The 26,689-nt window shown below is 72.8% G+C and carries 26 protein-coding genes and 1 pseudogene; 17 read left to right on the forward strand and 10 right to left on the reverse strand.

Annotated features, from left to right (window positions below; translation table 11 throughout):
- The first annotated feature begins 65 nt into the window (after positions 1 to 65).
- From ACWDRW_RS22570 to ACWDRW_RS22580, 3 genes and pseudogenes are all read left to right on the forward strand, one after another.
- On the forward strand, positions 66 to 773 hold the full coding sequence (locus tag ACWDRW_RS22570; RefSeq protein WP_451725682.1) for a glycosyltransferase family 2 protein: 708 nt from the start codon (positions 66 to 68) through the stop codon (positions 771 to 773).
- Positions 770 to 1,390: a TIGR04282 family arsenosugar biosynthesis glycosyltransferase gene (locus ACWDRW_RS22575; protein ID WP_451725684.1), complete on the forward strand. Its 621-nt coding sequence runs from the start codon at positions 770 to 772 to the stop codon at positions 1,388 to 1,390. Before ACWDRW_RS22570 ends, ACWDRW_RS22575 begins: the two co-directional genes overlap by 4 nt.
- Before the next feature lie 158 nt (positions 1,391 to 1,548).
- A pseudogene (locus tag ACWDRW_RS22580) lies at positions 1,549 to 1,869 on the forward strand (class I SAM-dependent methyltransferase); the annotation flags it as partial.
- A 134-nt stretch (positions 1,870 to 2,003) separates the two neighbouring features.
- On the opposite strand, the gene ACWDRW_RS22585 reads toward ACWDRW_RS22580, so the two are convergent.
- Complete coding sequence (locus tag ACWDRW_RS22585) at positions 2,004 to 2,447, reverse strand: hypothetical protein (protein WP_451725686.1); 444 nt, start codon at positions 2,445 to 2,447, stop codon at positions 2,004 to 2,006.
- Positions 2,447 to 3,688, reverse strand: a complete 1,242-nt coding sequence (locus ACWDRW_RS22590; RefSeq protein WP_451725688.1) for a molybdopterin-dependent oxidoreductase — start codon at positions 3,686 to 3,688, stop codon at positions 2,447 to 2,449. Before ACWDRW_RS22590 ends, ACWDRW_RS22585 begins: the two co-directional genes overlap by 1 nt.
- A 137-nt stretch (positions 3,689 to 3,825) precedes the next feature.
- Here ACWDRW_RS22590 and ACWDRW_RS22595 point away from each other — a divergent pair, with 137 nt between their 5' ends.
- Positions 3,826 to 5,178, forward strand: a complete 1,353-nt coding sequence (locus ACWDRW_RS22595) for a hypothetical protein (protein ID WP_451725809.1) — start codon at positions 3,826 to 3,828, stop codon at positions 5,176 to 5,178.
- A gap of 54 nt (positions 5,179 to 5,232) precedes the next feature.
- Here the strand turns inward: ACWDRW_RS22595 and ACWDRW_RS22600 are convergent, their stop codons facing one another.
- The gene (locus tag ACWDRW_RS22600; RefSeq protein ID WP_451725690.1) at positions 5,233 to 7,917 is read right to left on the reverse strand and encodes a SpoIIE family protein phosphatase; all 2,685 of its coding nucleotides are present in this window, start codon (positions 7,915 to 7,917) and stop codon (positions 5,233 to 5,235) included.
- Positions 7,918 to 8,116: 199 nt separating this feature from the next.
- On the opposite strand from ACWDRW_RS22600, the gene ACWDRW_RS22605 reads away from it, so the two are divergent.
- Positions 8,117 to 8,875 carry a DUF4142 domain-containing protein gene (locus ACWDRW_RS22605; RefSeq protein ID WP_451725692.1) on the forward strand — a complete coding sequence of 253 codons (759 nt, stop codon included), beginning with the start codon at positions 8,117 to 8,119 and terminating at the stop codon, positions 8,873 to 8,875.
- A 7-nt stretch (positions 8,876 to 8,882) separates the two neighbouring features.
- Here ACWDRW_RS22605 and ACWDRW_RS22610 read toward each other — a convergent pair whose 3' ends face one another.
- Together ACWDRW_RS22610 and ACWDRW_RS22615 are read right to left on the reverse strand one after the other, a co-directional pair.
- On the reverse strand, positions 8,883 to 9,938 hold the full coding sequence (locus tag ACWDRW_RS22610; protein WP_451725694.1) for a PucR family transcriptional regulator: 1,056 nt from the start codon (positions 9,936 to 9,938) through the stop codon (positions 8,883 to 8,885).
- A gap of 145 nt (positions 9,939 to 10,083) precedes the next feature.
- Positions 10,084 to 10,665, reverse strand: coding sequence for an Rv1733c family protein (locus ACWDRW_RS22615; protein ID WP_451725696.1), 582 nt, complete (start codon positions 10,663 to 10,665; stop codon positions 10,084 to 10,086).
- A gap of 256 nt (positions 10,666 to 10,921) precedes the next feature.
- On the opposite strand from ACWDRW_RS22615, the gene ACWDRW_RS22620 reads away from it, so the two are divergent.
- From ACWDRW_RS22620 to ACWDRW_RS22630, 3 genes are all read left to right on the forward strand, one after another.
- Positions 10,922 to 11,713, forward strand: coding sequence for an SAM-dependent methyltransferase (locus tag ACWDRW_RS22620; protein ID WP_451725811.1), 792 nt, complete (start codon positions 10,922 to 10,924; stop codon positions 11,711 to 11,713).
- Between the two features lie 247 nt (positions 11,714 to 11,960).
- A complete protein-coding gene (locus ACWDRW_RS22625; RefSeq protein WP_451725698.1) occupies positions 11,961 to 12,965 on the forward strand; it encodes a lysylphosphatidylglycerol synthase transmembrane domain-containing protein in 1,005 nt (334 codons plus the stop codon).
- Between the two features lie 47 nt (positions 12,966 to 13,012).
- On the forward strand, positions 13,013 to 13,585 hold the full coding sequence (locus ACWDRW_RS22630) for a hypothetical protein (protein ID WP_451725700.1): 573 nt from the start codon (positions 13,013 to 13,015) through the stop codon (positions 13,583 to 13,585).
- A gap of 3 nt (positions 13,586 to 13,588) precedes the next feature.
- Here ACWDRW_RS22630 and ACWDRW_RS22635 read toward each other — a convergent pair whose 3' ends face one another.
- From ACWDRW_RS22635 to ACWDRW_RS22655, 5 genes are all read right to left on the reverse strand, one after another.
- Positions 13,589 to 14,824 carry a PP2C family protein-serine/threonine phosphatase gene (locus ACWDRW_RS22635; protein ID WP_451725702.1) on the reverse strand — a complete coding sequence of 412 codons (1,236 nt, stop codon included), beginning with the start codon at positions 14,822 to 14,824 and terminating at the stop codon, positions 13,589 to 13,591.
- A 132-nt stretch (positions 14,825 to 14,956) separates the two neighbouring features.
- Positions 14,957 to 15,364, reverse strand: coding sequence for a peptide-methionine (R)-S-oxide reductase MsrB (msrB, locus tag ACWDRW_RS22640; protein ID WP_451725704.1), 408 nt, complete (start codon positions 15,362 to 15,364; stop codon positions 14,957 to 14,959).
- Between the two features lie 13 nt (positions 15,365 to 15,377).
- Positions 15,378 to 16,763 (reverse strand): UDP-N-acetylmuramate--L-alanine ligase, encoded by a 1,386-nt coding sequence (murC, locus tag ACWDRW_RS22645; RefSeq protein WP_451725706.1) that lies wholly within the window; start codon positions 16,761 to 16,763, stop codon positions 15,378 to 15,380.
- A gap of 74 nt (positions 16,764 to 16,837) precedes the next feature.
- On the reverse strand, positions 16,838 to 17,293 hold the full coding sequence (locus ACWDRW_RS22650) for an indole-3-glycerol phosphate synthase (protein ID WP_451725708.1): 456 nt from the start codon (positions 17,291 to 17,293) through the stop codon (positions 16,838 to 16,840).
- A gap of 149 nt (positions 17,294 to 17,442) precedes the next feature.
- Positions 17,443 to 18,234, reverse strand: coding sequence for a pyrimidine reductase family protein (locus tag ACWDRW_RS22655; RefSeq protein WP_451725710.1), 792 nt, complete (start codon positions 18,232 to 18,234; stop codon positions 17,443 to 17,445).
- A gap of 128 nt (positions 18,235 to 18,362) precedes the next feature.
- Here ACWDRW_RS22655 and zapE point away from each other — a divergent pair, with 128 nt between their 5' ends.
- From zapE to ACWDRW_RS22700, 9 genes are all read left to right on the forward strand, one after another.
- Positions 18,363 to 19,445, forward strand: coding sequence for a cell division protein ZapE (gene zapE / locus ACWDRW_RS22660; protein ID WP_451725712.1), 1,083 nt, complete (start codon positions 18,363 to 18,365; stop codon positions 19,443 to 19,445).
- A 442-nt stretch (positions 19,446 to 19,887) separates the two neighbouring features.
- Positions 19,888 to 20,466 carry a carbonic anhydrase gene (locus tag ACWDRW_RS22665; protein WP_451725714.1) on the forward strand — a complete coding sequence of 193 codons (579 nt, stop codon included), beginning with the start codon at positions 19,888 to 19,890 and terminating at the stop codon, positions 20,464 to 20,466.
- An 8-nt stretch (positions 20,467 to 20,474) separates the two neighbouring features.
- Positions 20,475 to 21,929, forward strand: a complete 1,455-nt coding sequence (locus ACWDRW_RS22670; RefSeq protein ID WP_451725716.1) for a SulP family inorganic anion transporter — start codon at positions 20,475 to 20,477, stop codon at positions 21,927 to 21,929.
- A gap of 113 nt (positions 21,930 to 22,042) precedes the next feature.
- A complete protein-coding gene (locus tag ACWDRW_RS22675; protein ID WP_451725718.1) occupies positions 22,043 to 22,828 on the forward strand; it encodes a slipin family protein in 786 nt (261 codons plus the stop codon).
- A gap of 90 nt (positions 22,829 to 22,918) precedes the next feature.
- Positions 22,919 to 24,298, forward strand: coding sequence for a PhoX family protein (locus ACWDRW_RS22680; protein ID WP_451725720.1), 1,380 nt, complete (start codon positions 22,919 to 22,921; stop codon positions 24,296 to 24,298).
- A gap of 66 nt (positions 24,299 to 24,364) precedes the next feature.
- Entirely contained in the window at positions 24,365 to 24,829 is a 465-nt protein-coding gene (locus ACWDRW_RS22685) for a MarR family winged helix-turn-helix transcriptional regulator (RefSeq protein ID WP_451725722.1), read from the forward strand.
- Between the two features lie 63 nt (positions 24,830 to 24,892).
- Complete coding sequence (locus ACWDRW_RS22690) at positions 24,893 to 25,747, forward strand: polysaccharide deacetylase family protein (RefSeq protein WP_451725724.1); 855 nt, start codon at positions 24,893 to 24,895, stop codon at positions 25,745 to 25,747.
- An 18-nt stretch (positions 25,748 to 25,765) separates the two neighbouring features.
- Entirely contained in the window at positions 25,766 to 25,948 is a 183-nt protein-coding gene (locus ACWDRW_RS22695; RefSeq protein WP_451725726.1) for a hypothetical protein, read from the forward strand.
- A 59-nt stretch (positions 25,949 to 26,007) separates the two neighbouring features.
- Positions 26,008 to 26,688, forward strand: coding sequence for a peptidyl-tRNA hydrolase (locus tag ACWDRW_RS22700; RefSeq protein ID WP_451725728.1), 681 nt, complete (start codon positions 26,008 to 26,010; stop codon positions 26,686 to 26,688).
- Position 26,689 lies beyond the last annotated feature (1 nt).

The following is a 26,689-nucleotide window of genomic DNA, read 5'->3' on the forward strand; positions in this document are numbered from 1 at the left end:
TCCCCTACTGACGTCCTTGTTTCGTAAGCAGTCGATGCCCGATACGCCCATTTTGCGCTCGTAGGGTGAACGGTGTGACGACCTCTTCCGCCGCAGAACCGGACCCACCGTCCGTCGACGTCGTACTCCCCTGTCTCGACGAGGCCGAGGCCCTGCCGTGGGTGCTGGAGCGCATCCCGCCCGGCTGGCGCGCGCTCGTCGTCGACAACGGCTCCACCGACGGCTCGGCCGGGATCGCCCGAGCGCTCGGCGCGACGGTGGTGCGTGAGGAGCGGCGCGGTTTCGGCGCCGCCTGCCACGCGGGCCTGTCGGCGGCCACCGCCGACATCGTCTGCTTCTGCGACTGCGACGCCTCCCTGGACCCGGCGGACCTGGTCCCGTTCGTGGACCGGGTCCGCGCGGGCGGCTCCGACCTGGTGCTCGGCCGCCGCCGTCCGCAGGGCCGGGGCGCCTGGCCGGCGCACGCCCGCGCCGGGAACCTCGCGCTCTCCGTCCTGCTGCGCCGCCGCACGGGCCTGCGCCTGCACGACCTCGGTCCGCTGCGGGCCGCCCGCCGCGACCGGTTGCTGTCGCTCGGCCTCACGGACCGCCGCAGCGGCTATCCGCTCCAGATGGTCGTGCGCGCGGCGGACGAGGGGTGGCGGATCTCCGAGTACGACGTCCCCTACCGTCCGCGCACGGGCGCCTCCAAGGTGACCGGCACCTGGCGCGGCACGTGGCAGGCGGTACGGGACATGAGCCGTGTGCTGTCGGACCGGCAGGCCCACGCATGACGGCGCCCGTCACGCTCCTGGTCATCGCCAAGGAGCCGCGGCCGGGCCGGGTCAAGACGCGGCTGACGCCCCCCTTCACCCCCGAGGAGGCGGCGGCGCTGGCGGAGGCCTCGCTCGCGGACACGCTGGACGTCGTGGCCGCCACGCCCGCGCGACGCCGGGTGCTGGTCCTGGACGGAGACCCGGGCCCGTGGCTCCCGCCCGGGTTCGAGGTCGTACCGCAGAGCGCGGGCGGCCTCGACGAACGTCTGGCCGCGGCCTTCGGCGCCTGCGACGGGCCCGCGCTCCTCATCGGCATGGACACCCCCCAGGTGACCCCGCCACTCCTCACGGTGGACCTCACCACCTGCGACGCCTGTTTCGGCCCGGCGGAGGACGGCGGCTTCTGGGCCCTCGGCCTGGCCCATCCGGACCCCGCGCTCCTGCGGGGCGTGCCGATGTCGACCCCGTGCACCGGCTCCGCCCAGCGGGACCGGCTCGCGGGTCTGCGGGTGCGGGACCTTCCGGTGCTGCGGGACGTGGACACCGCGGCCGACGCCCGCGCGGTGGCGGAGCTGGCTCCCGGCGGACGGTTCGCCACCCTTCTGGAGCAGCTCACCGCGGTGGGTCGCCCATGACCCCCCTCACCCGGATCCCGCCCGCGCCCACGTGGTCGGCCGACCCCTACACCCACGCCCTGCACACCGGCCGCGGCCCCCTGTTCCTGCGCCGGGCCGACGGCTGGCTGCTCCCGCTGGACATAGAGCGCTGGTGCGGACGGGCGGACGCGGCCGACATGGAGGTGCTCCGGCACTGCGAGGGCGCCGTCCTGGACGTGGGCTGCGGTCCGGGAAGGCTGGTGGCGGCCCTCGGTGAGCAGGGCCGCCCCGCCCTCGGCATCGACGTCAGCGCCGCCGCCGTGGCCCGCACCCAGCACCTGGGCGCCCCCGCCCTGCACCGCTCCGTCTTCGACCCGCTCCCCGGCGAGGGCCGCTGGGGCACCGCCCTGCTCATCGACGGCAACGTCGGCATCGGCGGCGACCCCGGCTCGCTCCTCGCCCGGATGGCCCAGGTCCTGCGCCCCGGTGGCCTGTTGATCGTGGAGACCGTGCCGGGGCTCGACCTGGACGAGCGGACCCTGGTCCGTGTCACCGACGCCCAGGGCGCCGAAGGGACCCCGTTCCCGTGGGCCCGTCTCGGCACCCCCGCCCTGCTGCGGCACGCGGGCCGGGCCGGCTGGCGGGCCGTGGGTCAGTGGACGGCCGGGGACCGCTCCTTCGCCGCCCTGCGCAACCGCAGCGCGAACAGCGCCGCCGACGCCCCGAACAGCACGGCCGTCACCAGCAGCCAGCGGGCCAGGAAGCCGTCCGGGGACAGCCCGGTCGCGGAGCTGTAGCGCTCCGACACCCGGCCGGTGATCAGCGGGAACCACACGAGCAGCAACAGCAGCGACAGGCCGGCGGGGACCCGGACGTACATGACTTGCCGGCCCGCCGCCTTCCCGAGCGCCCGGTCCGCCGCCGCGTACAGCGGCAGCAGCACCAGGTCGTGCACGAGGGCCGCGCCCACGAACCACAGCGCGATCTCGAAGCGGTCGTCCCCGTCCAGCAGCCGTACCCCGGCATAGCCGGCGAGCGCGAACGAGCAGGCCAGCAGCAGGATCTGGAACGGGCTCCCCCACGGGATCCGTCGCATCACAGGTCTCCGAACGTCAGCCGGGCCACCCACTTGGTGTTGAGCACCCCGGGCGCCGCGGGCACGATGACCCGGGCCGGGTGGCCGTGGTCGGGGGACAGCTCCTCGCCGTTGACGAACAGGGCGAGCAGGGAACGCGGGTCGGCGACCTGGTTGGCCCGCAGGGCGGCGCGGCGGAAGGCGCCGCGCCGTTGCAGGGACTCCACGAACACGTCGGGCGGATCGTCGTACCCGACGAGCGCGGCGAGGTCGCGCAGCCGCACGCCACGCCACCACTGGTCGGAGGTCGACCAGCCCTCCACGCAGGCGATGGGCAACGCGGCGCTGTGCAGGGGCAGCTGGAGGAGGTCCTCGCGGCTGAGCCGTACGGTTCCGGCGCGGCCGGTGACCACCAGGCGCCAGGCCTCGTCCGAGGTCTCCGCCGGTCGGATCCCCGCGTAGGCGGCCGTCTTGTTGATCTGGAAGCCGTTCGGCCCGTCGCCCGGGTCGGCGGGGCCGTGCGGGGCGAGGACGGCCGTCCAGCGCAGGCCGTCGAAGTTCTGCCCGACACTCGTCGCGAACAGCAGCAGCGAGCCGCCCCCGACGAACCACAGCGCCCCGCGCCGCGAGACGGTCGGCTCGGCCGGCGCGGCGGGGACGAGGTCGTTGCGCTCCTCCCTCATCTGCCGCAGATTGCGCAGCACCGTCGGCGTCTTCAGCACCACGTGCGCGACGAACGCGGCGAAGAACACCCAGGCTCCGTAGAAGTGCAGCGGGTAGAAGGAGCCCGGGAAGAGGTAGTCGAGCTGGACGTTCAGCACACCGGTCACGAACTCGAACAGCGCCCCGCCGACCAGGAGGAGCAGCGAGATCCGCTCCAGGGCGTGGGCCAGGGACCGGGCGGGCGGCAGCGTGAACAGCCGTGGCACGACCGACCAGAGCTTGGCCAGCAGCACCGGGACCAGCGTGATGCCGAGGGTGACGTGCACGCCCTGGTTGAGCCGGTACAGCCAGTGCGGGTCGGTCGGCCAGGAGAACAGGTAGAAGCCGAGGATCCCCTTGTCCGGGGTCTTGTCGTTCACCGGCGACAGATCCGGGTTGTAGGCCGCGTACGACACCAGGCCCGTCACGAACAGCACCGTGATCCCGCCGAGCAGCACCACGCCGAGCACCGAGGTGAGCCAGGGGCCGCGCAGGGGGCTGCGCCAGAAGCCGGGCGAGAAGGGAGACCGCTGCAGAACTCGTGCCGGAGTGCGTTTCATGCCCCGACCGTAGGCCGCGAGCACCCCCCGAAAGCGCTCACGAACCATGACGAATCTCTGACGTCCGCGCCTGTCAGCCATCCGGTCGAGACCGGCCGCCCTAGCGTGCAGAGGTGACCCGCGCACCCTCATCCGAACTGCCCCGTGACACCTCCCGCGAACGGCCCGGCGTCCCCTCCCGCGACCTGCGCCGCGACCTGTACGCCGCCACGGCCGCCGCCCTGCTCTTCGCGACCGCCGCCCTGGTCGGCACCGCCGTCGAGCACCGCGACGGCACCCTCTTCGTCAACTGGCCGCCGCTGCTGGCGGACTGGGGCCCGCACGTCGGTCCCGGCACGGCGGCGGCGATCGTCGTGGCGGTCGCGGTGGTGGGGTACGGCCCGCCCCTGGCCGCCCGCCTGCCCTGGCGGGCCCTGCTGCTCGCCGGGTGGGGCGCGGGCACGGCCTGGACCTTCTCGCTCGCCCTGGTCGACGGCTGGCAGCGCGGCATCGCCCGCCGGCTGACGACGCGGTACGAGTACCTCCAGGTCATCGACCGCTTCCACGACATCCCGGCCACCTTGCGGGACTTCACCGGGCACATCCTGATCGGCTCCCCCGACCACTGGCCCGCGCACATCGCCGGCCACCCCCCGGCCGCCACCCTCACCTTCGTCTACCTGGACCGCGTCGGCCTGGGCGGCGGCGCCTGGGCGGGCGTGTGGTGCATCGTCACCGGCGCCACGGCGGCCCTCGCGATCCTCGTCACCGTCCGCACCCTGGCCGACGAGAGGCTCGCCCGCCGGGCCGCGCCGTTCCTGGTGCTGACGCCGGGCGCGGTGTGGCTGGGCGCGTCGGCCGACGCCTGGTTCGCGGCGGTGGCCACGTGGGCGGTGGCGCTGCTGGCGCTCGCGGTCACGGGCCACCGACCGCGCTGGACCGGCCTCGCCTCCGGGCTCCTGTTCGGCCTGACGGTGTATCTGTCGTACGGCCTGACGCTCTACGTCGTCCTCGTGGCGGCGGTGCTGTTCCTGGGCTCGGAGCGGGTGCGGCCGCTGCTGTTCGCGGCCGCCGGTTTCCTGGTGGTCCCGATCGTCTTCACCGCGCTCGGCTTCTGGTGGTGGGAGGCGTACGACCTGCTGGTCACCCGCTACGACCAGGGCGCCGGCGGTACCCGTCCGCAGGCCTACTGGGTGTGGGCCAACCTCGCCTGCCAGGTGCTCGTGGTGGGCCTCGCCTCGGCGGCGGGACTGCGGCGGGCCGGGGTGGCGCTGCTGCGCCGGGAGGGCACGCCGGGGTTCCGGCTCGGGGTGCTGGTGTTCGCCGGTCTGGTGGCGATGCTCGTCGCCGATCTGTCCGGGATGAGCAAGGCGGAGACGGAACGGATCTGGCTGCCGTTCGCGCTGTGGCTGCTGCCGTCGTGCGCGCTCCTGCCCGGCCCGCGAGCCTGGCTCACCGCACAGACCACCCTGGCACTGCTCGTCAACCACCTGCTGTGGACGGGGTGGTGAGGACCGGCGAGTGGGGGGACTACTGGAGGGGCGGTGGGTTCCCTGTCGGTCTGCTCACGGCAGGGGCTGTTCGGTCCAGATGACCTTGCCGTGTGGGGTGTAGCGGGTGCCCCAGCGCTCGGTGAGCTGGGCGACGAGGAACAGGCCCCGGCCGCCCTCGTCCTCGCCGCGGGCCCGGCGCAGCCTCGGTGAGGTGCCGCTGCCGTCGGAGACCTCGCAGATCAGCGCGCGGTCGCGCAACAGGCGCAGCTGGACGGGTCCGGTGGCGTGCCGGATGGCGTTGGTGACCAGCTCGCTCGCGACGAGTTCCGTGGTGAACGCCAGCTCGTCGAGGCCCCAGACGGCGAGCTGCTCGGTGACCGCGGCCCGCGAGCGGGAGACGACCGCCGGGTCGCTCGGCAGGTCCCACTGGGCGACCCGGTCGGGCCCGAGGGCATGGGTGCGGGCGACCAGCAGGGCCACGTCGTCGCTGGGCCGGGCCGGGAGCAGGGCGTCGAGGACGGCCTCGCAGGTGTCCTCCGGGGCGCGGCCGGCGTGGGAGAGGACGTCGCGGAGCCGGTCGAGGCCGGTGTCGATGTCCCGGTGCCGGTCCTCGACCAGGCCGTCGGTGTAGAGCACGAGCTGGCTGCCCTCGGCGAGTTCGACCTCCGCCGTCTCGAAGGGCATGCCGCCGAGGCCGAGCGGCGGCCCCGAGGGCAGGTCGACGAACTCCACCGAGCCGTCGGGGGCGACGACTGCGGGCAGGGGATGCCCGGCGCGGGTGAGGGTGCAGCGCCGGGACACCGGGTCGTAGACGGCGAACAGACAGGTGGCTCCGATGCCGCCGGTCTCGGCGGGGGCGCTCGCCACGTCCCAGCCCTCGCTCCGGTCGAGGCGGCCCACCAGGTCGTCGAGGTGGGTGAGCAGATCGTCCGGGGCCAGGTCCAGGGAGCAGAAGTTGTGCACGGCGGTGCGCAGCCGGCCCATCGTCGCGGCGGCGTGCAGCCCGTGCCCGACGACGTCGCCGACGACCAGGGCGACGCGGGCGCCGGAGAGCGGGATGACGTCGAACCAGTCGCCGCCCACCTCGGCCTGGGCGGGCAGGTACCGGTAGGCGACCTCGACGGCGTTCTGCTCGGGCCGGCCCCGGGGCAGCAGGCTGCGCTGCAGGGTGAGGGCGGTGTTGTGCTCGCGGGTGAAGCGGCGGGCGTTGTCGATGCACATCGCGGCGCGTCCGCCGAGTTCCTGGGCGAGGGAGAGGTCGTCCTCCTCGAAGGGGGTGGGGTTGCCGCAGCGGTAGAAGCTGACCACGCCGAGGGTGGCGCCGCGCGCCCGCAGCGGCACCGTGATCAGGGAGTGCGTCCCGGCCGCGAGCACCCGTTCCAGCCGTACCGGATCCTGCGCGAACCAGCCGCTCGCCTCGGACAGGACCGGTTCCAGCACGGCCTGGCCGCTCTCCAGGCTGCGGGCCTGGGGAGTGGGGGCGAGATAGGCGAAGCCGTCGCCGACGTGGTAGAGCCGCGGCTCGTCGTTGCGGCTGCGCAGGGCCACCCGGCGCAGCGGCACGCCCGCCCCGAGCCGGTCCGGCTCCTCGCCTCTCAGTACGCCGTCGGGCAGGTCGAGGGCGGTGAAGTCGGCGAACCGGGGGACGGTGACCTCGGCCAGCTCCTCGGCGGTGCGGGTGACGTCGAGGGTGGCGCCGATCCGGGCCCCTGCCTCGTGCAGCAACTCCAGCCGCCTGCGCGCCAGTACGGCCAGCTGCCCCACCCCGGGCTCCCCGACGAGCACCACCCCTCCGCCGCCCCCGTCGGCGGGCGCGGCGACCAGGGGCGGGATCACGGGTGCGGGCGGGGGCGGAGCTGCCGGAGGGGTGAGGGAGACGGTGTTGCCGAGCACCCGCGCCTCGACGACGACGCCGTTCTCCCCGGCCGCGCCCACGACCTTGCGGCGCAGCAGGCTGGCCACCCGGCCTCCGGTCAGGGTCACCTCGTCGAGCGTGCGGTGGGGCGAGGCGAGCAGCGCCTCGGCCCGCTCCCGCAGCACCGCGAGGTCGATGCGGTCGAGCCCGGCGTCGCCGTCCGGCTCCGGGCCCCTCGGGTGACCGGCTCGTCGGTAGGCCGCGAGCAGGGATCTCTCCCGCTCGGTGGCCTGGCCCAGCAGCCGGGCCTCGATGGCCTGGGCGGCCTCCCGGACCAGCCGGAGCATGACCGGGTCGCCGTCGTCGCGCAGACAGGTCAGGTCCAGCACCGCCTCGATCCGGCCGCTGAGCGGGTCCCGGACGGGGGCGCCGACGCAGGCGAAGGGCTGCAGGCAGTCGGCGAAGTGTTCCCGGCCGATGATCTGGACGGGCCCGCGCTCGACCAGCGCGGTGCCCACGCCGTTGGTGCCGGCCGCCTGCTCCGAGGCGTCGAAGCCGGGGGCGAAGCTCACCGCGTCGAGCCGGGCGAGCAGGCCTCGTCCGCCGCCGAGCCGCTGGACCATCCGCCCCTGCCCGTCACAGAGCGCGATGGTCGTGCCCAGGTCGGTGAGAGTGTCGGCGAGCTTCCGCAGAATCGGTTCGGCGGCCCGCAGGAACCGCTCGTCGAGCGCCACGTCGGGCTCGTACGGGATGAACAGCCGGTGCGGCTGGAGCCCCGCGGCACGGCAGCGCTTCCAGGAGGCCAGCACGGAGTCCCGGACGTCCGAGTCGACATGGACCCCGGCGAGGAAGCGTTGATGGGCATCGACGAGTCCGCCGATGTCGTCCCAGGCAACGGACAAAAGGCTCACTTCCCTCGAACGCTTTCACCCTAGACCCTTTGTGACCCGCATCACAACACACGGTGAAGGGGCCGCAGCGCTGGGCGAGTGTGACGCAGGACACGCCCGGATGGGGGGAAGTTTTACCCGTCCCGATGATTGTTCCGCCCGGCCCGCTCGTATCTCCTGATGTCCGAGCCGTTCGCCTTCAGGAGGTCCGATGCGCATCTCGCGCAGCACGGCGGGAACCGTCTTCGTCGGCGGCGCCCTGGTGCTCACCCTCTCCGCCCTCGCGTACCCCGCGATGCTCGGGGTGGAGAACACCTCGTCCGACACGTCCCGCATCATCGCCAACACCCAGTGGGGACCCCTCACCGAGGCGGACCGGGACTTCGTGGTGAAGGTGCGGGCGGCGGGGCTGTGGGAGTACCCGCTGGGGGAGATGGCGCTGGAGCGCGGCACGACCACGGAGATGAAGGAAGTGGGCAAGCATCTTCTCGTCGGCCACTCCGGACTCGACGCGCTGTGCCGCAAGATCGCGCCCGATCTCGGCATCACGCTGCCGAACCAGCCGAGCCCGCAGCAGCAGCAGTTCGTGGCGACGGCGGACTCCAAGACCGGCAAGGAGTTCGACTCCACCGCGGTCACGATCATGCGGGTCGCCCACGGCCGGATCTTCCCGGCCGTCGCCAGCATCCGGGCCAACACGCAGAACTCGCTGGTGCGGCAGTTGGCGGACCTGACCAACGACACGGTCCTGGACCACATCACCGTGTTGGAGAAGACGGGCCTGGTCAACTACGAACAGGTCAACTTCCAGCAGACCTCGTCGCCGAAACTCCCCGACGAACAGCTCACCCCGCCCCCGCCGCAGCCGGGCTCCCCGATCCTGGTCCTCAAGCCCCGCCCGGACCTGAACCTCAACACGGCGTCCCCGACGCCGAGTGCGGCCCCGAGCCCGAGCGGCACCGTCGGGTGAGCGGTGCTCACAGGGGCTTCGCCGGCCAGTCCAGCAGCCGGGCCCCGATCACCGCGGTCTGCAGGGTGTAGCGCTGCACCGGGTCGGCCGGATCCGCTCCGGTGAGCTGGCGGACCCGGTCCAAGCGGTAGGTGAGGGCGCGGACGCTGAGGGACAGCCGGCGGGCCGCCTCGGCGGCCACACAGCCGGAGTCGAAGTAGGCGGCGAGGGTGTCCAGCAGCGGCCGGGCGCCTCCCCTGGCCTGCCGCAGCGGGCCGAGGACGCTGGCCACCAGGTCCGCCATGGCCTGCCGGTCCCGGGTGAGCACGGGGTAGACGAGCAGGTCGGCGGCGCGCAGCACCGGTTCGGCGAGTTCCAGGCGCTCGGCGAGGTCCAGCGCGTTCAGCGCCTCCTCGTAGGACTGGACGACGCCCGCGGGCCCGGGGTGCTCGCGGCCGATCGCCACTTGGCCGCCGTCGGTGGCGGCATGGGCGTGCTGGGCGAAGTGGGTGAGCACCTCGGCCTGGTTGCCGGGGGCGATGCAGACCATCCGGCCGTCCTTGGTGGTCAGCAGGATGCTGCGGTCCCCGAACCGGCCGATCAGCGCGCGCTCCACCTCGCGCGGGACGGGGTCGCCGTCCTCGTAGCCGGTCCGCCCCCGGGCCACCGCGACGGCGTGCGCGTGCGAGAGCCGCAGCCCGTACCGCTCCGCGCGCTGCGCCAGCCGGCCGAGGTCGCTGCGGCCGTACAGCAGATCGTCCACGAACTCCCGGCGCGCGGCCTCCTCCCGGCGTACGGCGTCCCGCTGGGCCCGCTCGTAGCCCTCGCCGAAGGCGTCCAGGGCCTGGGCCAGGGCGGCGAGCACCGCGTCCGCGGAGTTTCCGGCCGGCCGGTGCGCGCGGGTTTCGGCCAGGTGCGCGGCGACCATGGCGCGCAGTCCGATCCCGGCCTCGGCGGCCCGTTCACCCAGGACCCGGCGGGAGTCGAGCTCGGCGCGGGTGAGCCGGCGGCCCGTCGCGGAGGCCTCGGCGAGGATGCCGGGGTAGCCGTCCAGGTACTCCACGAACACGTCCGGCCCCGCCATCCCTGGTACCCCCGCTCTCCGCCGCGCCGTCTACCAGGCCGACCGACATCGTTCGCGCACGTTGTTCTCCGCCGTCTTTCTAACGCATGACGGGAGGCCGCGTTAAGCGGGACGACAGGGCCGGACCACGCCTTCCGCGCCGCGCTCAGCCGGTCTTCCAGCCATTGCGGGTGTCGATCCGCTCCCACTCCAGGGCCCACTGCTCCAGCCGCCGCCGCTCCATGAGCTGCCGGAGGGCCCAGAGCGAGCCGAGGACGAGGCCCGCGGTGCACAGGGCCGCCAGCGTGCCGCCGGAGACGGCGTGCAGCCGGATCTCTCCGCCGCTCAGGGGCTCGGCGGTGACCTGGCCGTGGCCGTCGGTCCAGACCCGCACGGTGGCCCCGGCCTTGGTCTTCGGCGCCACGCGCGCGTCGTCGGTGTGGGTCTGCCCGTCGGGGCCGGTCCAGCGCACCGTGGCCCACACCCGGTAGTCGGCCGGCACCCGGGAGGGCACCTTGTCGTCCGCGTTCTCCACCAGCACCGCCGAGACCAGTCGGCTGCGCGACCGCTGCTCCTCGGCGGACCGCTCCACCGCACCGACCGCGACGATGCCCGCCAGCGCCCCGCCCACCAGCGCCAGCACCCACCCGCAGAGCACCACCCACGCCTCGACCAGGTCGCAGCGGCGCCGCAGCGGACTGCGCCGCCACCGCCACATCCGTATCCGCTCGCACCGCGCCTCGTCCATCGGCCGACACCCCCTGGAGAGCACCGACAGCACATTCCCAGTGTGCGCCCGACCGGCGGACTGCGCGCTGGGGGCGCCTTCAACCCGTCACCGGGACCGAGATCGAGGTGGCCGAAAATCGACTGTCTCCAGGGTCTCAACCGACCAAGCCGCATACGGCGAAAGTCAGTTCGCCTAAGTTGGGCTCCACCTGATCAACGAAGCCACCGCAGGAGGCCGCACCGTGTCGGACGTCGATCCCCAGATCCGCGCGTCGATGGAGATACGCGCCCGCATCGACACGACGAAGCCGCACTCCGCGCGCTTCTGGAACTACTTCGTCGGCGGCAAGGACAACTACGAGGTCGACCGGGAGATCGGCGACGAGATCAAGGAGATCTTCCCGGGCCTGGTCGACGTGGCCGTCACCAGCCGGCACTTCCTGGGGCGTGCGGTGCGCCATCTGGCCGGGGAGCAGGGCATCCGCCAGTTCCTGGACATCGGCACCGGGCTGCCCACCGCCGACAACACCCACGAGGTGGCCCAGCGCGTCGCCCCGGACGCGCGGATCGTGTACGTCGACAACGACCCGATCGTGCTCGCCCACGCCAACGCCCTGCTCACCAGCACCCCCGAGGGCCGCACGGCGTACCTGGACGCCAACCTGTACGACCCGAAGGCGGTGCTGGAGGCCGCGGCGGAGACCCTCGACCTCTCGCAGCCGGTCGCCCTGATGATCCTCAACACCCTGGGTCATGTCGCCGACCACGCGCAGGCCCGCGACCTGGTGCGGCAGCTCATGGCGGGCCTGCCCTCCGGCAGTTACCTGGTGATCAGCGACAGCACGGCCACCAGCGAGGGCATGATCGCCGCCTCCGAGGCGTACAACTCGAGCGGCGCGGTGCCGTACTACGTGCGCAGCGTCGAGGAGATCGGCGCCTTCTTCGACGGCCTGGAGCTGGTGGACCCGGGCATCGTCCAGGTCACGAAGTGGCGCCCGGAGGAGACCGGCGCCCAGGCGGCCGAGGTCGCCGTCGACGCGTACTGCGGAGTGGGCCGCAAGGCCTGACCACACGGCTGACAGGGCCGTCCCCCAGGCGCGGGACGGCCCCCGAGGGGCATGATCACCGGCGTCGTGCGGGACGCCGCCGCGGGGGTGCGGCGCGCGTCCTGTTCCGTTTCTTCGGTGCGGTGTCGGTTTCAGGACTCCGCGACGTCATGTCGGGCGGGCACCTTTCGCTCGTCCCCGCTGCTTCGCCCTGTGATCCGTCCGCCCTCCCGCCGCGTGGGCGTGACGCGGAAGGACGACGTGCCCCATGTCCCTTCTCCCGCTCCCCGCCGCCACTCCCGCTCCGGCCCCCTCCCCGGCCCGCCGGTACACTCCCTCCCCCGCCCGCCTCGCCCGCCATCTGCTGACCGTGGTGCCGCTCCTGCTGATCGGCGTCTGGCTGGCGGCCGACTGGCGCGGCCTGTCCGACGGCGCCGCCCGGCTGACCACGGCCGACCCCTGGTGGCTGCTGGTCGGCGTCGCCTTCACCTGTCTGACCTGGGTGGCCGCCGCCGCGGTCCGGCAGGGCTCGATCCCCGAGCGGCTGCCGCCCCTGCTGCTGGTCGCCTCCCAGTTCGCCGCGGGCGCCGCCAACCATGTGCTCCCGGCGAGCCTCGGCGCCCACGCCGTCACCCTGCGCTTCCTCCAGGGCCAGGGCATACCCCTCCCCCGGGCCGCCGCCTCGCTCGCCCTGTACTCCCTGGTCAAACCGATCGCGAAGTCGGTCGTGCTGCTCGGCCTGCTGCTGGCCGCCCCGGAGCTGATCCGCCTGGACGGCCTGGTCCCGGACGGCGGGACGCTGCTGCCGGCCGGCGTGGCCGTGGGCACCGCACTGGCCACCCTGGCCCTGATCCTGGCCTTCGTGCGGCCGTTGCGCCGCGGCTGTCTCGGGTTCGCGCGTACCGCGCTGACCGACGCCCGACGGCTGCACACCATGCCGAGCCGGGTGCTGGCGCTGTGGGGCGGGGCGGCCGTCACGCCGTTGCTCCAGGCGGGCGTGGTGGCGTCGGTCGGGACCTCGCTGGGGCTGCCGCTGTCGTGGGCACAGCTGGTGTTCGCGTTCCTCGCTGCCAGTACCGCCGTCGGGGCCGTGCCGGCACCGGGTGGCATCGGACCGGTGGACGCGGCCCTGGTGTTCACGATGGCCGCCATGGGCGCGGCCCTCGGTCCGGCCACGGCGACCGTGATCGGCTACCGCGTGCTGACGGTGTGGCTGCCGCTGGTGCCGGGCGTGCTCATGCTGTCGGCGCTGGTGCATCGGAAGGTGCTCTGAGTACGCGTACTCATCCGGACCGGCCGAGGGCACGCCACAATCGACCCATGGCCACCTCAACTCCCTTGCACCGCACCCGCCTTGCCGTCGCGCTGGCCGCCTGTCTCGCCCTGACCGGCTGCGGGGAGCTGCGGTCCCCGGGCGCGGCGGCCACGCCCACGCCCAGCCCTTCGGGAGCCTCCCCGTACGTCGAGCCGGGCGCCGGGGACGGCGCCCCGCACTACAGCGAGAACAACGCCCACCGTCAGCCCCGCGAGATGTCCGCCGCGCACGAGAAGGACGCCCGGCGGGAGGCGGCCCGCATCGAGCCGGTGCTCGAGAAGCTGTGGAAACAGGGGAGATGGGACCCCGAGTCGGTACGGGCGGCTCTGCTCCGGCTCGGCTACGAGGAGCGGCGCGTGACGCGGAGCGGCGAGCTGATCGGCGGAAGCCTCGAAGTGCAGGAGATGCGCTCGCGGTACGAGAACGGTGAGTACGTCACGCCGGAGGGCGCCATGATCGGGCTGTGGGTCCACCCCGACGCCTGTGTCACGGCGTTCGTCCAGGAGTCGAACTTCGGAGCGTCGGCCAACGGGCCGTACCTGGAGACCGGCTGTTTCACCCCACCGGTCGGCCACTGACGGTCAGGGTCGCGCGGTGGGTTCGGAGCGGTGCCGGAGGCGGGCGGCGAGCACCGCTACGTCGTCCTCGGCGTGCCGGGCGTCGAGGCGGGCGAGCACGGTGTCGAGGACGTCCTGGACCCCGGTGGACGGGGCGAAGGTGAGCCGGGTGAGCCGGTCCAGGGAGGTGTCGATGTCCTCGCCGCGGCGCTCGACGAGCCCGTCGGTGAAGAGCAGGAGCGCCTGGGAGGGGTCGAGACGGTAGGTGGCGGGTTCGTAGCCGCCGAGGCCGGTGCCGAGGGGCGGGCCGACGGGCACCGGGATCAGCGATACCGTGCCGTCGGCGTCGATCACGGCGGGCGGCAGATGGCCGGCGCCGGCCAGGGTGACCAGGCCGCGCACGGGGTCCACGCGGGCGATGAGGCAGGTGGCCGGGCGGCGGTCAGGCTCGGCGGAGGCGATGTCGTCGAGCTGGCGCAGCACCCGGTGCGGCGGGAGGTCGGCGGAGGCCATGTAGCGCAGGGCCGAGCGGTATGCGGTCATGTCCACGGCCGCGTCCAGTCCGTGCCCCATCACGTCGCCGACGACGAGCAGCGTACGGCCGAAGTGCAGCCGTACGGTCTCGCACCAGTCGCCGCCGACCAGGGCCCGGCGACCGACCGGCAGATAGCGGATGGCGACGTCGAGGTTGGGGTGCGGGCGGCCGGGCTCGGCGAGCAGGGCGCGCTGGAGCCTGCCGACGATGCCGCTGACGGCTTCGTGCTCGCGGGCGTGCCGGATGTTCGCGGCGGCACGCTCGCCGAGGAACGTCACCAGTTCCTCTTCGGCGTGGGTGAAGGGTGGCCCCTCGCGGGCGCAGACCAGGATGGCGTAGCGGTGGTGGTGGACGGCGAGCGGGACGCAGAGGGCGGGCCGGGAGCCGCCGGAGGTCAGCCGTACCGCGCCGCCCTTCTCCCCCGTTTCGCGGGCCGTCTCGGCGGCCCAGCCGGGGTCGGGCAGCACCGCGGGGTTGCCGACGACGGCCTGGTACTCGCGACCGGCGTCGGCGCGGATCACCGCCACCGCGGCCCCCACCTGGCCGGCGACCTCCTGGGTCAGCTCGGCGCAGGTGGTGTCCTCGTCCAGGGTGGTGCCGATCCGGGCGGCGGCCGAGCGCAGCGCGCTCAGCGGGGATCCGCCGGCACCCCAGGGGGCCGAGTCGGCGGAGTCGGCCGGCTCGGCCGTCGCCGGACTCTGAAACGACTCGAACGATCGCGCCACAGCTACCACCGTAAGAGCACCCCGAACCAGAACAGGTGACGATCAGGTTTCTTCAGTTCGAACACCTGCACGTTCGGGGGTGCCCTGGGAGTCTTGCCGGCCCTCCGGCTCCCGCCGGCTCTCCGAGGCCCGTCAGCCCTCGTTCGGCGTCAGCCGCAGCGAGATGCTGTTGATGCAGTACCGCTGATCGGTCGGCGTCGCATACCCCTCACCCTCGAACACGTGCCCGAGGTGGGATCCGCATCGCGCGCACCGCACCTCCGTGCGGACCATGCCGTGCGAGGTGTCGCTGAGCAGCTCCACCGCGTCGGTGTCCTTCGGGTCGAAGAACGACGGCCAGCCGCAGTGGGACTCGAACTTGGTGGCCGACGTGAACAGTTCGGCACCGCAGGCGCGACACGAGTACACGCCCTCGGTCTTGGTGTCGGTGTACTCACCGGTGAACGCCGGCTCGGTACCGGCCCGCCGCAGCACCTGGTACTCGGCCGGCGTCAGTTCCGCGCGCCACTGCTCGTCCGGCTTCTCGACGTCGTACGACATGAGCCTCAGCCCCTCACTTCGACAGGCGGTCCAGGATCAGCGGGCCGAGGTCCGTCACGTCGCCCGCGCCCATGGTGAGAACGAGATCACCGGGCTTCGCCATTCCCGCCACCACGGACGCCACTTCGCCCTTGTCGTGCACCGGCGTCACGTCGGCGCCCGCCACCCGGGCGGCGTCGATGATCAGCTCGCTGGTGACCCCGGGGATCGGGTCCTCCCGGGCCGGGTAGATGTCCAGCACCAGCGAGGCGTCCGCGAGGGCGAGGGACTGGCCCATCTCCTTGCCCAGCTCCTGGGTCCGGGAGAAGAGGTGGGGCTGGAAGACGACCAGGATCCGGGCGTCACCGGCGGCGGCGCGCATGGCCTCCAGGTCCGCCGTCATCTCCGTCGGGTGGTGCGCGTAGGAGTCGATGACCTGCACCCCGGCGGCCTCGCCCTTGAGCTGCAGCCGCCGCTTGACGCCGGTGTACGCGGCGATCGCGGGCGCCAGCTCCGCGGCCGGGATGCCGAGCGCGGCGCCGGCGGCCAGGGCGGCGACGGCGTTGTGGGCGTAGTGGCGACCGGGCACGGAGACGGTGAAGGTGAGCTCCTGACCGTCCAGCACGACGGTCACCTCGCTCCTGAGCCCCTGGGCGACGACGGAGAGCACCCGCACATCGGCGTCGGCGGACTCGCCGTACGTCACCACCCGCACGCCGTCCAGCCGCCGGGTCAGCTCCCGCGCGCCCTCGTGGTCTGCGGAGATCACCAGGGTGCCGCCGGGCACGATCCGGCCCGCGAAGGTCTCGAAGGACTCGTAGATCTCGTCCATCGAGGCGTAGTTCGCGTGATGGTCCAGCTCCACGTTGAGCACGATCGCCACCTCGGGCGCGTACTTGTGGAAGCTGCGGTCCGACTCGTCCGCCTCGGCGACGAAGATCTCGCCCTCGCCGTGCAGCGCGTTGGAGCCGGGCGCGTCCAGGTCCCCGCCGATCGCGTACGACGGGTTCAGCCCGAGCGCGCTCAGCGAGACGGCCAGCATCGAGGTGGTGGTCGTCTTGCCGTGGGTACCGGCGACCGCGATCGGCCGCAGCCCGTCCATCAGCGCGGCGAGCGCGTCGGACCGGTGCACCACCGGAATCCCCAGCTCGGCCGCGCGGACCAGCTCGGGGTTGTCACTCCGGATCGCCGACGACACGACGACACAGCTCGCGTCGTCGGCGAGGTGCCGGGCGGCGTGCCCGATGTGCACGGTCGCGCCCAGCGCCCGCAGCGCCTCGGCGGTGGCCGACTCCTTGGCGTCACTGCCCGCGACGACGGCCCCACGCTGCGCCAGGATCTTCGCGATCCCCGACATCCCGGCGCCGCCGATGCCGATGAAGTGCGGTCGGTCCATGGCGGGGGGAAGGCCGGGTGCCATCTGCGTATCTCCCAAGATCCGGTACGACGATGAAGGTGCCCCCAGCCTATGGGGTGCGACGGCCCGCCGAGGACCTACGCCTTGCTGTGCGAGAACAGCTTCAGCACCGGCACTCCGACCTTGTGCCGGGCCCGGGAGGCCCAGTCCCGGTGGAAGAACTCCTCCACGTAGTGCGGATCGGTCAGGACGATCACCTCGTCCGCCCCGCTCTCCTCGACCAGGGACTTCAGCGCGTCCAGCGGATGATCCTCGATCAGCCGTCCGTCCGCCTCGTTCCCGGAGGCCCGCAGCGCCTGGAGGGACACCTCCAGCGCCCGCTCCCCGAACCCCTTGGCCTCGTCGCCCTCCGGCGTCTCCCCCTCCCGTGCCGCCTCGTCCAGCTCGCCGAGCGCCACGTCGTCGATGGCCCGCAGCAGGCGATCGGCCTGGTCGCCGCGGGGCTGGAGCAGCACATGGAAGGAGACCGGCTCGTCTCCGTGCAACGTGGTGACGAACTCCACGTCCGCGGACGTCAGGGCCTTCTCGATCATCAAAACGCTTCTGAACACCAGGCGCCCCTTCTCCTGCAAGGCCGTGGAAGCCCTGCGGAAACCATCCTGCCCCGTGATCGCACGGGGACTGCGAGTTTTAGTGTGCCCGCCGGAAGCTAAACGGAACGGGTGATTCCGCCGTTACGGGATCACGTCGTCGAAGCCGCCGCGCCGGAGCGCCCGTACCGGCTGAAGAGAAAGCCCTCCTCCTCCAGCAGGGACATCAGTGCGAACGTGCGGGGCTCCGGTACGGCGGGACCGTCGGCGATGCGTTGCGCATTCCCCGCCGTGAGCATCGGAGACACGGTCAGACAGATCTCGTCGAGCACCCCGGCCGCCACGAACTGCCCGAGCAGCCGCGGGCCGCCCTCGGTGAGCAGCCGCCGGTGCCCGAGCCCCGCGAGGGCCCGTACGGCAGGGGCGGGCTCGACCCCGGCGCCGTCCCCGGCGATCACCACGCGCGCGCCCGCCCGCTCCGCCGCGATCTTCCGCTCGGCGGGCGCGGCGGCCCCGGTCAGGATGACCGTCGGCACCAGCGGCGAGGTGAACAGCGGAAGAGAGAAGTCCAGGTCGAGGCCGGCCGTGACCACCGCGATGGCCGGCGCGGGCGCCTGCCCGGCCGCCTCCCGCCGCGCCGCGAACTCCGCCCGCGCGCGGGCGGGCCGATACCCCTCCTGCCGTACCGTCTGCGCCCCGACCACCACGACATCCGCCAGCGCCCGCAGGGTGCCGAAGATCCTCATGTCGGCCGCGCTGGAGATCGGCTGCGACTTGCCGTCGTACTGCGCGGCCCCGTCGAGCGTGGAGACCATGTTGGCGCGCAGCCAGGGCTCGTCGGAGTCGGGATAGGCGTAAGCCTCCGCGAGCTCGTCGAGCCCCCACTCACGGTCGGTGTTCGCGTCGGGGACTGTCGGATCGGTCACAGGGAACAGGCGTCGCATGCGGGCAGTGTTCCACGGAGGGATGCAGACGTATCCGATGAAAATTTCACACGAGGAGCGGACATGAAGGGGCGCGGGGCGGGCACGGAACGGACCGCTCCTCCACCCACCCTCTAAAATCGACAACCGTGACCGCCCGCATAGCCGAAGCCGCCCCGATCTCCCTCTGCGCCAGAGAACCGCACGTCCCCGCGGAAAGCCTGGTGGCCGAGATGGTCCCCCCACCCCGCTTCGACTCGGTCCGCTTCGGCACCTACCTCCCGGACCCGAACCAGCCCAGCCAGACGGAGGCGGTCCAGGTCCTGGAGACCTTCGCGGCCGGCCTCGGCGGAGCGCACGCGACCGGCACCGGCAGGCGCGGCTTCCTCGGCTTCGGCAGGCCCAAGGCCCCCAAGACCCCGGCGGGCCCCCGGGGCGTCTACCTCGACGGCGGCTACGGCGTCGGCAAGACCCATCTGCTCGCCTCCCTCTGGCACGCCACCCCCGCCGAGCCCTCCCTCAAGGCCTTCGGCACCTTCGTGGAGCTGACCAACCTCGTCGGCGCCCTGGGCTTCCAGCAGACGGTGCGGACGCTCTCCGGCCACCGCCTCCTGTGCATCGACGAGTTCGAGCTCGACGACCCCGGCGACACCGTCCTCGTCTCCACCCTGCTCGGCAAGCTGGTCGACGCCGGGGTCGCCCTCGCCGCCACCTCCAACACCCTCCCGGGCAAGCTCGGCGAGGGCCGCTTCGCGGCGGCGGACTTCCTGCGCGAGATCCAGGGGCTCTCCGCGCACTTCCGCCCGTTGCGCATCGACGGCGAGGACTACCGCCACCGCGGGCTGCCCGCGGCGCCGGCGCCGTTCGGCGAGGACGAGGTGACCAGGGCGGCGCACGCCACCGAGGGCGCCTCGCTCGACGCCTTCCCGCGGCTGCTGGACCACCTGGCCCGGGTCCACCCGAGCCGGTACGGCGCCCTGACCGACGGCCTGAAGGCCGTGTGCCTCACCGACGTGCAGCCGGTTCCGGACCAGTCGACGGCGCTGCGGCTCGTGGTGCTCGCGGACCGGCTCTACGACCGTGAAGTCCCGGTGCTGGCCTCGGGGCTGCCGTTCGATCAGCTCTTCAGCGAGGAGATGCTGAAGGGCGGCTACCGCAAGAAGTACTTCCGCGCGATCTCCCGGCTCACCGCGCTGGCCCGGGACGCGAAGGGACTCACCGAGGCTCCCTAGCCCGGCAACTCACCCTGGTCAAGAGCTCGTTCCCGCCATTCGTGCGCGCATTTCAGGCTCTCTTCAGCACGAAACGTTAAGTTAACCCTGCAAACAACTTTGCAGGGTTAACGTGTTTCTTGACCAGCGGTTGACCAAGTGTTGGGGCGCACAAGAGGTGCGGACTGTCCGGAGGGGGGCGCATGTTTCGAGGTAGGAACCCCTGGACCGCGATGTCGGCCCTCGGTGCCGTTCCGTTCCCCCTCCGGTTCTTCACTCCCGGCACACCCTTCGCACAAGCGCACACGCCAAGTGATGCACAGGCCAGAGCCACGCCCGGATTCATACGCGCGGCCGGCCAGGTCGTCCGCCGCTGAGAGGCGCAGCGGGCCCCCACGTCCCGCTCCGCCGCGTCCTGCCCACACCGACGCGCCATCGCCGCGCGCCAGGAGGATCACCACGTATGCAGCCCCTCATCGACAACGCCCGTAGCTTCGGACAGCGCCCTGAGGAGTTCGCCAAACTCGCCGAAGGCCAGTCCCCGCAGGTCCTCTTCATCACCTGCTCCGACTCCCGGGTCGTACCGGCCCTGATCACGGGCGCCCGCCCCGGCCAGCTCTTCGAGCTGCGCACCGCGGGCAACATCGTCCCGCCGTACGCCTCCGAGCACCCCACCAGCGAGGCGGCCACCATCGAGTACGCCGTGGAGGTCCTCGGCGTCGACGACATCGTGGTCTGCGGCCACTCCCACTGCGGTGCCGTCGGCGCGCTGGTGCGCGGCGACGACCTGGACGCCGTGCCCGCCGTGCGCGACTGGCTCACCCACGCCACCCCGCGCCCGACCGGAGCGGCCGAGGACCCCGCCGTGGCCGAGGGCGTGCAGAGCCACGTCCTGGCCCAGGTGCTGCGACTGCGGTCCTACCCGTTCATCGAGAAGAAGCTGAAAGAACGTCAACTGGCGCTGCACGCCTGGTATTACGAGGTCCACACCGGAGCCGTGCGCGAACACCGCGCGGACACGGACACGTTCGAGGCCCTGTGAGCGCGGCGATGTCCCGCTACCCCCACCTGCGGCAGGACTTCGCCGCCTCCCTGGTCGTCTTCCTGGTCGCGCTCCCGCTCTGTGTGGGGGTGGCCGTCGCCTCCGGCGTCCCGGCCGAACTGGGCCTGGTCACCGGCATCGTGGGCGGCATCGTCACCGGTCTGATGCGGGGCAGCAGCCTCCAGGTGTCGGGCCCGGCGGCGGGCCTGACCGTGCTCGTCTTCGAGGCCGTGCGGGAGTTCGGGCTGCCGGCGCTCGGGGTGATCGTGCTGGCCACCGGACTGCTCCAACTGGCCATGGGCGCCCTGCGGCTGGGGCGCTGGTTCCGCGCGATATCCCTGTCGGTCGTCGAGGGCATGCTCGCCGGGATCGGGCTGGTGATCATCGCCGGCCAGCTCTACGCGGCGGCCGGCCTCAAGGCCCCCGCCTCCGGCCTCGACAAGATCTTCGGACTGCCCGGCGCGGCGGCCGACGCGCTCGGCGACACCGAGGCCCTGGCCTCGCTCGCCGTCGGCGCGGGCACCATCGCGGTGATGGTGCTGTGGCAGCGGCTGCCGAAGAAGGTGCGGACGGTGCCGGGAGCGCTCGCCGCGGTCGTCCTGGCCACACTGGCGGTCCTCGCCTTCGATCTGCCGACGGCCAGTGTGGAGGTGCGGGGTCTGCTGGAGTCCGTCCAGCCGCCCGGCGCCGAGGCCTTCGGGGAGCTCGCCGATCCGGCGTTGCTCGGCACGGTGCTGGCGTTCGCCCTGATCGCCTCCGCCGAGTCGCTGTTCAGCGCCGCCGCGGTGGACCGGCTGCACGACGGCCCGCGCACCGAGTACGACAAGGAGCTGATGGCGCAGGGCGTGGGCAACACGGTCTGCGGCGCCCTCGGCGCGCTGCCGATGACGGCGGTGATCGTGCGCAGCTCCGCCAACGTCCGGGCGGGTGCCCGGACGAAGGCCTCCCGGGTGCTGCACGGCGTATGGCTGCTGCTGTTCGCGGCGCTGCTGCCCTCCGCGCTGGCGTTGATCCCGCTCCCCGCGCTGGCGGGCGTCCTGGTTCACGCCGGATGGAAGCTGATCCCCTTCCGCGGGGTCGTGTCGCTGTGGCGGGGGCACCGGGGTGAGGCGCTGATCCTCGTGGTCACCGCCGTCTCGATCGTCGCGGTGAACATGTTCGAGGGGGTCCTGATCGGTCTGGCCCTCTCGGTCGCCAAGACCGCTTGGGAGGCCTCGCACCTGAAGCTGGAGATCGTCGACAAGGGAGCGGGCCCGGTCCAGGCGTATCTGTCGGGCAACGCCACCTTCCTCAGGCTGCCGAAGATCCTCGACAGCCTGGAGGCCCTGCCCCAGGACCGTCCGGTGGAGCTGGACCTGTCGGGGCTGCACCACCTGGACCACGCCTGCCGTACGGCCCTGGAGAACTGGGCGCAGCGGCACAGCGCCGCCGGTACGGAACCGGTGAAGGTCACCGCGCCCTGACCCGAGCGAGCCTGCCCGGCGCCGGATCGCGGACCGCACGTGTCCTGCATCCGAGCGCCGGGCATATCGTTACAAGAAGGGCGCTTCGCAGGCCTCTGGGCGAGGAGGTCGTCATGGTCGAGGAACTCCTGGTGGCGGCCGCGACGGCGGCTTCGGTGAGCGCGGTGTACCTCGCCGCGGCGGCCAGGGTCGTCAAGCAGTACGAGCGCGGAGTCGTCCTGCGCCTCGGCCGGCTCCGGGGCAATGTGCGACAGCCCGGCTTCACACTGGTCGTCCCGATGGTGGACCGGCTCCACAAGGTCAACATGCAGATCGTCACCATGCCCGTACCGGCCCAGGAGGGCATCACCAGGGACAACGTCACCGTGCGGGTGGACGCGGTCGTGTACTTCAAGGTGATCGACGCGGCGAGCGCGCTCATCAAGGTCGAGGACTACCGCTTCGCCGTCTCCCAGATGGCACAGACCTCCCTGCGCTCGATCATCGGCAAGAGCGAGCTGGACGATCTGCTCTCCAACCGCGAGAAGCTCAACCAGGGCCTGGAGCTGATGATCGACAGCCCGGCGGTGGGCTGGGGCGTGCAGGTCGACCGGGTCGAGATCAAGGACGTGTCCCTGCCGGAGACCATGAAGCGCTCCATGGCCCGCCAGGCCGAGGCCGACCGCGAACGCCGCGCCCGCGTGATCAACGCCGACGCGGAGCTGCAGGCGTCGAAGAAGCTCGCCGAGGCCGCGCAGCAGATGGAGGACACCCCGGCGGCACTCCAGTTGCGCCTGCTCCAGACGGTGGTGGCGGTCGCGGCGGAGAAGAACTCGACGCTGGTGCTGCCGTTCCCGGTGGAGCTGTTGCGCTTCCTGGAGAAGGCCCAGCAGCCGCCCGAGCTCCACGAAGGAAAGTGAACACGCTCTACGCGCGTGGTTCACCTGGCCGGAGCCAGATGGTAGACACGGCGTCACCAATGTCCTGTCCGCCAGCAGGAAGGTTCCGCCATGCCCGAGTACGGCAATCAGACCCGCCGTCAACTGCTCGCCCGGACCGGCGCCCTGGGCGCCTCGATCACCTTCGCCGGAAGCCTCGGCGAACTCTTCGCCGGCACCGCGGCGGCGCAACCCCTGGGTCACACGGGGTACGGCCCGCTGGTCCCCGACCCGAAGGGTCTGCTGGACCTGCCGGAAGGCTTCCGCTACCGCGTGCTGTCCCGCGAGGGCGACCCCCTGCGCTCCGGAGAGGGCACGGTGCCCTCGAACCACGACGGCATGACCGCCCTGCCCGGCCGCCACGGCCGGCTCCACCTGGTCCGCAACCACGAGAACCGCAACACCGCGAAGCTCCCCGTCCCCACGGTCGAGGGCCTGACGTACGACCCGCAGGGCAAGGGCGGCTGTACGGCGCTGACCCTGGATCCCCGCGGCCGGGTCCTGTCCGAACGGGTCGCCATCGCCGGCACGGCGGTCAACTGCGCGGGCGGGCCGACCCCTTGGAACACCTGGCTGACCTGCGAGGAGACCGAGGACAAGGCGGGCACGAACGGCTACACCAAGGACCACGGCTTCATCTTCGAGGTGGACCCGGCCGACCCGCACCGCAGCGGCGCGGTACCGCTCACCGCGATGGGCCGCTTCCAGCACGAGGCGATCGCCGTGGACCCGAGAACGGGCATCGTGTACGAGACCGAGGACGCCTTCCAGAAGCCGTTCGGCCTGTTCTACCGCTTCCTCCCCGACCGGCCGCTGGGCGGCTGCGGTTCGCTGCGCGCGGGCGGCCGGCTCCAGGCGATGCGGGTGCCGGGCGTACCGGACCTGTCGTCGGTCCAGGAAACGGGCGCGAGCTTCGACGGCGTCGAATGGGTGGACGTACCGGACCCCCTGGCGGCCGAAACCCCCATCCGCCTGCAGGACTTCGGCAGCCGGGGCATCACCCACGCGCAGAAGCTGGAGGGCTGTTACTGGGGTGGCCGCTCGGTCTACTTCGTCTCGTCGTTCGCCCGCAGCTCCGAGGGCTCGGCCGGCGACCACTACGGCCAGATCTGGCGTCTCGACCCCGCCCGGCGCCGGCTGACCCTCGTGGTCGTCTTCGGCCCCGACACGGACGTCCAACTCCCCGGTGAGTCCCCAGACAACATCTGCCTGGCTCCCAGCGGCGGCCTCATGGTCTGCGAGGACGGCAACGGCGCGCAGCACGTGTACGGGGTCACCCGGCACGGCGAGGTGTACGCGATGGCCCGCAACGCCCAGAACATCGGCACCCAAGAGGCTCCCGAATGGGGTGAGTTCGCCGGGGTCACCTTCTCCCCCGACGGCGAGACGATGTTCGTCAACTGCTACGCGCCGGGCACGACCTTCGCGGTCACGGGCCCCTGGCGGAGGTAGCCGACAGCGGGGCCGTCACGGATAATCTGCGTGACGCAGCCATCATGAGGCCCCGGGGGTCAGCTCATGCCGAACGGAATCCGCGCCGCGGTCACGGCGGCCGCGCGGCGCCACCATGCCGCCTACACGCTGTTCAACCAGGCCATGGCCGAACGGCTCGGGCTGCACCCCACCGATCTGCAGTGCGTGAGCCTGCTCAGCCTGGAGCCCCGGCCGCGCACCACGGGCGAGATCGCACAGCTGACCGGGCTGACCTCCGGTTCCGCCACCCGCCTGGTGGACCGGCTGGAGCGGGCCGGACTCGCCGCTCGGCAGCCCGACGCGCACGACCGGCGCAAGATGCTGGTCCGCCTCACCCCGGACCGGACCCCGGAGATCGAGGCCGCCTGGGAGGCCCCCGGCCGGGCCTTCGACCAGGCCCTGGACGAGTTCACCGACGAGGAACTCGCGGTGGTCGAGCGGTATCTCGAGCGCATGACCGGGGTCGGCGGCGAGCAGACGGAACGGCTGCGCGGCCTGCCGGGCGGGTGATATCCACCCGCCCGGCAGGCCGCCACGCCCGGTATGAACGATTAATCCTCATATGTTCATACGGTGATCACTTCCGTACGCCGTGTCACCGCCGCCTGTGTCCTGGGCGCCACGCTCACCGCCCTCGCCGCCTGTGGGGCCGAGCCGGAGGCGCCCCGGGCCGCCCGTCCGGCCCCGTCCGCCACCTCCGCCGCGCCGTCCGAGCCGCCGACGCTCGCGCCGGGGCCCGCCGGTCTGACCCCGGTCTTCAGCAACGGCCCCCGGACGCCGGACAAGACCGTCGCCCTCACCTTCGACGCCGACATGACCGCCGATCAGGGGCCCCGGGCGGTGGGTGGGGAACGGTTCGACAACCCGGGGCTGATCTCGGCGCTGCGCGAGCTGAAGGTGCCGGCGACCGTGTTCATGACCGGCCGATGGGCCGAGGAGTACTCCCGGCAGGCGCGGGAGATCGGACGGGACCCGCTCTTCGAGGTGGCCAACCACTCCTACAGCCACTACGCCTTCACCGACGACTGCTACGGGCTGCCGACCGTCTCCGAGGGGCGGATGCGGGCCGACGTCGAGCGGGCCTACGCCGCCTTCCGCGCGGCGGGAGTGCCGGACGCCATGCCGTACTTCCGTTTCCCCGGCGGGTGTTACGACCGGCGGGCGCTGAAGGCGCTGACCCCGGCCGGGGTGACCGCCGTGCAGTGGGACGTGGTGAGCGGGGACGCGTTCGCCACGGACGCCGACGCCGTGGCCCGGCAGGTGCTGGACGGGGTGCGGCCGGGGTCGGTCGTCGTCATGCACTGCACCCGCAGCGCCGCCCCGACCACCGAACGCGCCGTCCGCACGATCGTGCCCGAGCTGCGGCGCCAGGGCTTCCGGTTCGTCAAGGTGTCCGAACTGGTCGGGGCCGCCGGGAACCGGCGCTGAGCGTTCTACGCTGGAGACATGAGCGATACCGACTACTGCACGATCGCCGACGCGACGAAGCCGCCCAAGGCCGACGGTCCGCCGTACGCGGAGTGTGTGCTGTGCCGGGAGCCGACCGAGTACCCGGAGTCGTACAAGGGCATCACGTTCTGTCCCGTGTGCGAGTGGCGGGAGGCCGAGCGGACCTCCTGCTCAGGGTGACCGGCGGGAGCTGAGCGCACAGGCCGGAGCGATCGCGTCCGGCTGGCAGACTGGGAGGGGTGAGCCATGAAGTCGACGCCCGCGATGAGGCGCCCCAGTTCGTCCTGCCCCTCGTCGTCCGTATCGAGCGGGACGCTCCGCCCGCCCGTACCGACGCTCTGGAGACCGCCGCCCGTGCCGTGCTGGTGATGCTCGCGGACGAACGGTCCGTCGGGGACGGGGAGTGGGCCTCGGCCGTGCGGGACTGGCAGGACGCCCGGATTCGCAAGGTCGTACGGCGGGCTCGCGGGGCCGAGTGGCGGCGGGCCGAGGCGCTGCCCGGGATCACCGTGACGGGGAAGTCGGCGCAGGTGCGGGTGTTTCCGCCGGTGCCGTTGGACGGATGGCCCAAGGAGCTGGCCAAGCTGCAGGTCTCCGGCACCGATCTGGACGACCCTGAGCCGCCGGTGGCCGCGGATGCCACGGCGCCCGTGCTCTGGCTCAACCCCGAGCTCGACATGTCGGCCGGGAAGGCGATGGCCCAGGCCGGGCACGGGGCCCAGCTCGCCTGGTGGGCTCTGTCCGACGAGGAGCGCGCGGCCTGGCGGGACGCGGGCTTCCCCCTCGCCGCACGCGCGGCGGCCCCGGACCGCTGGCAGGACCTCACCACGAGCGGGCTGCCCGTCGTACGGGACGCGGGCTTCACGGAGATCGCCCCGGGTTCGTGCACCGTGGTCGCCGATCACCCGGCGCTGCGTTAGC

This window comes from Streptomyces sp. NPDC003635 (genome assembly GCF_053587635.1).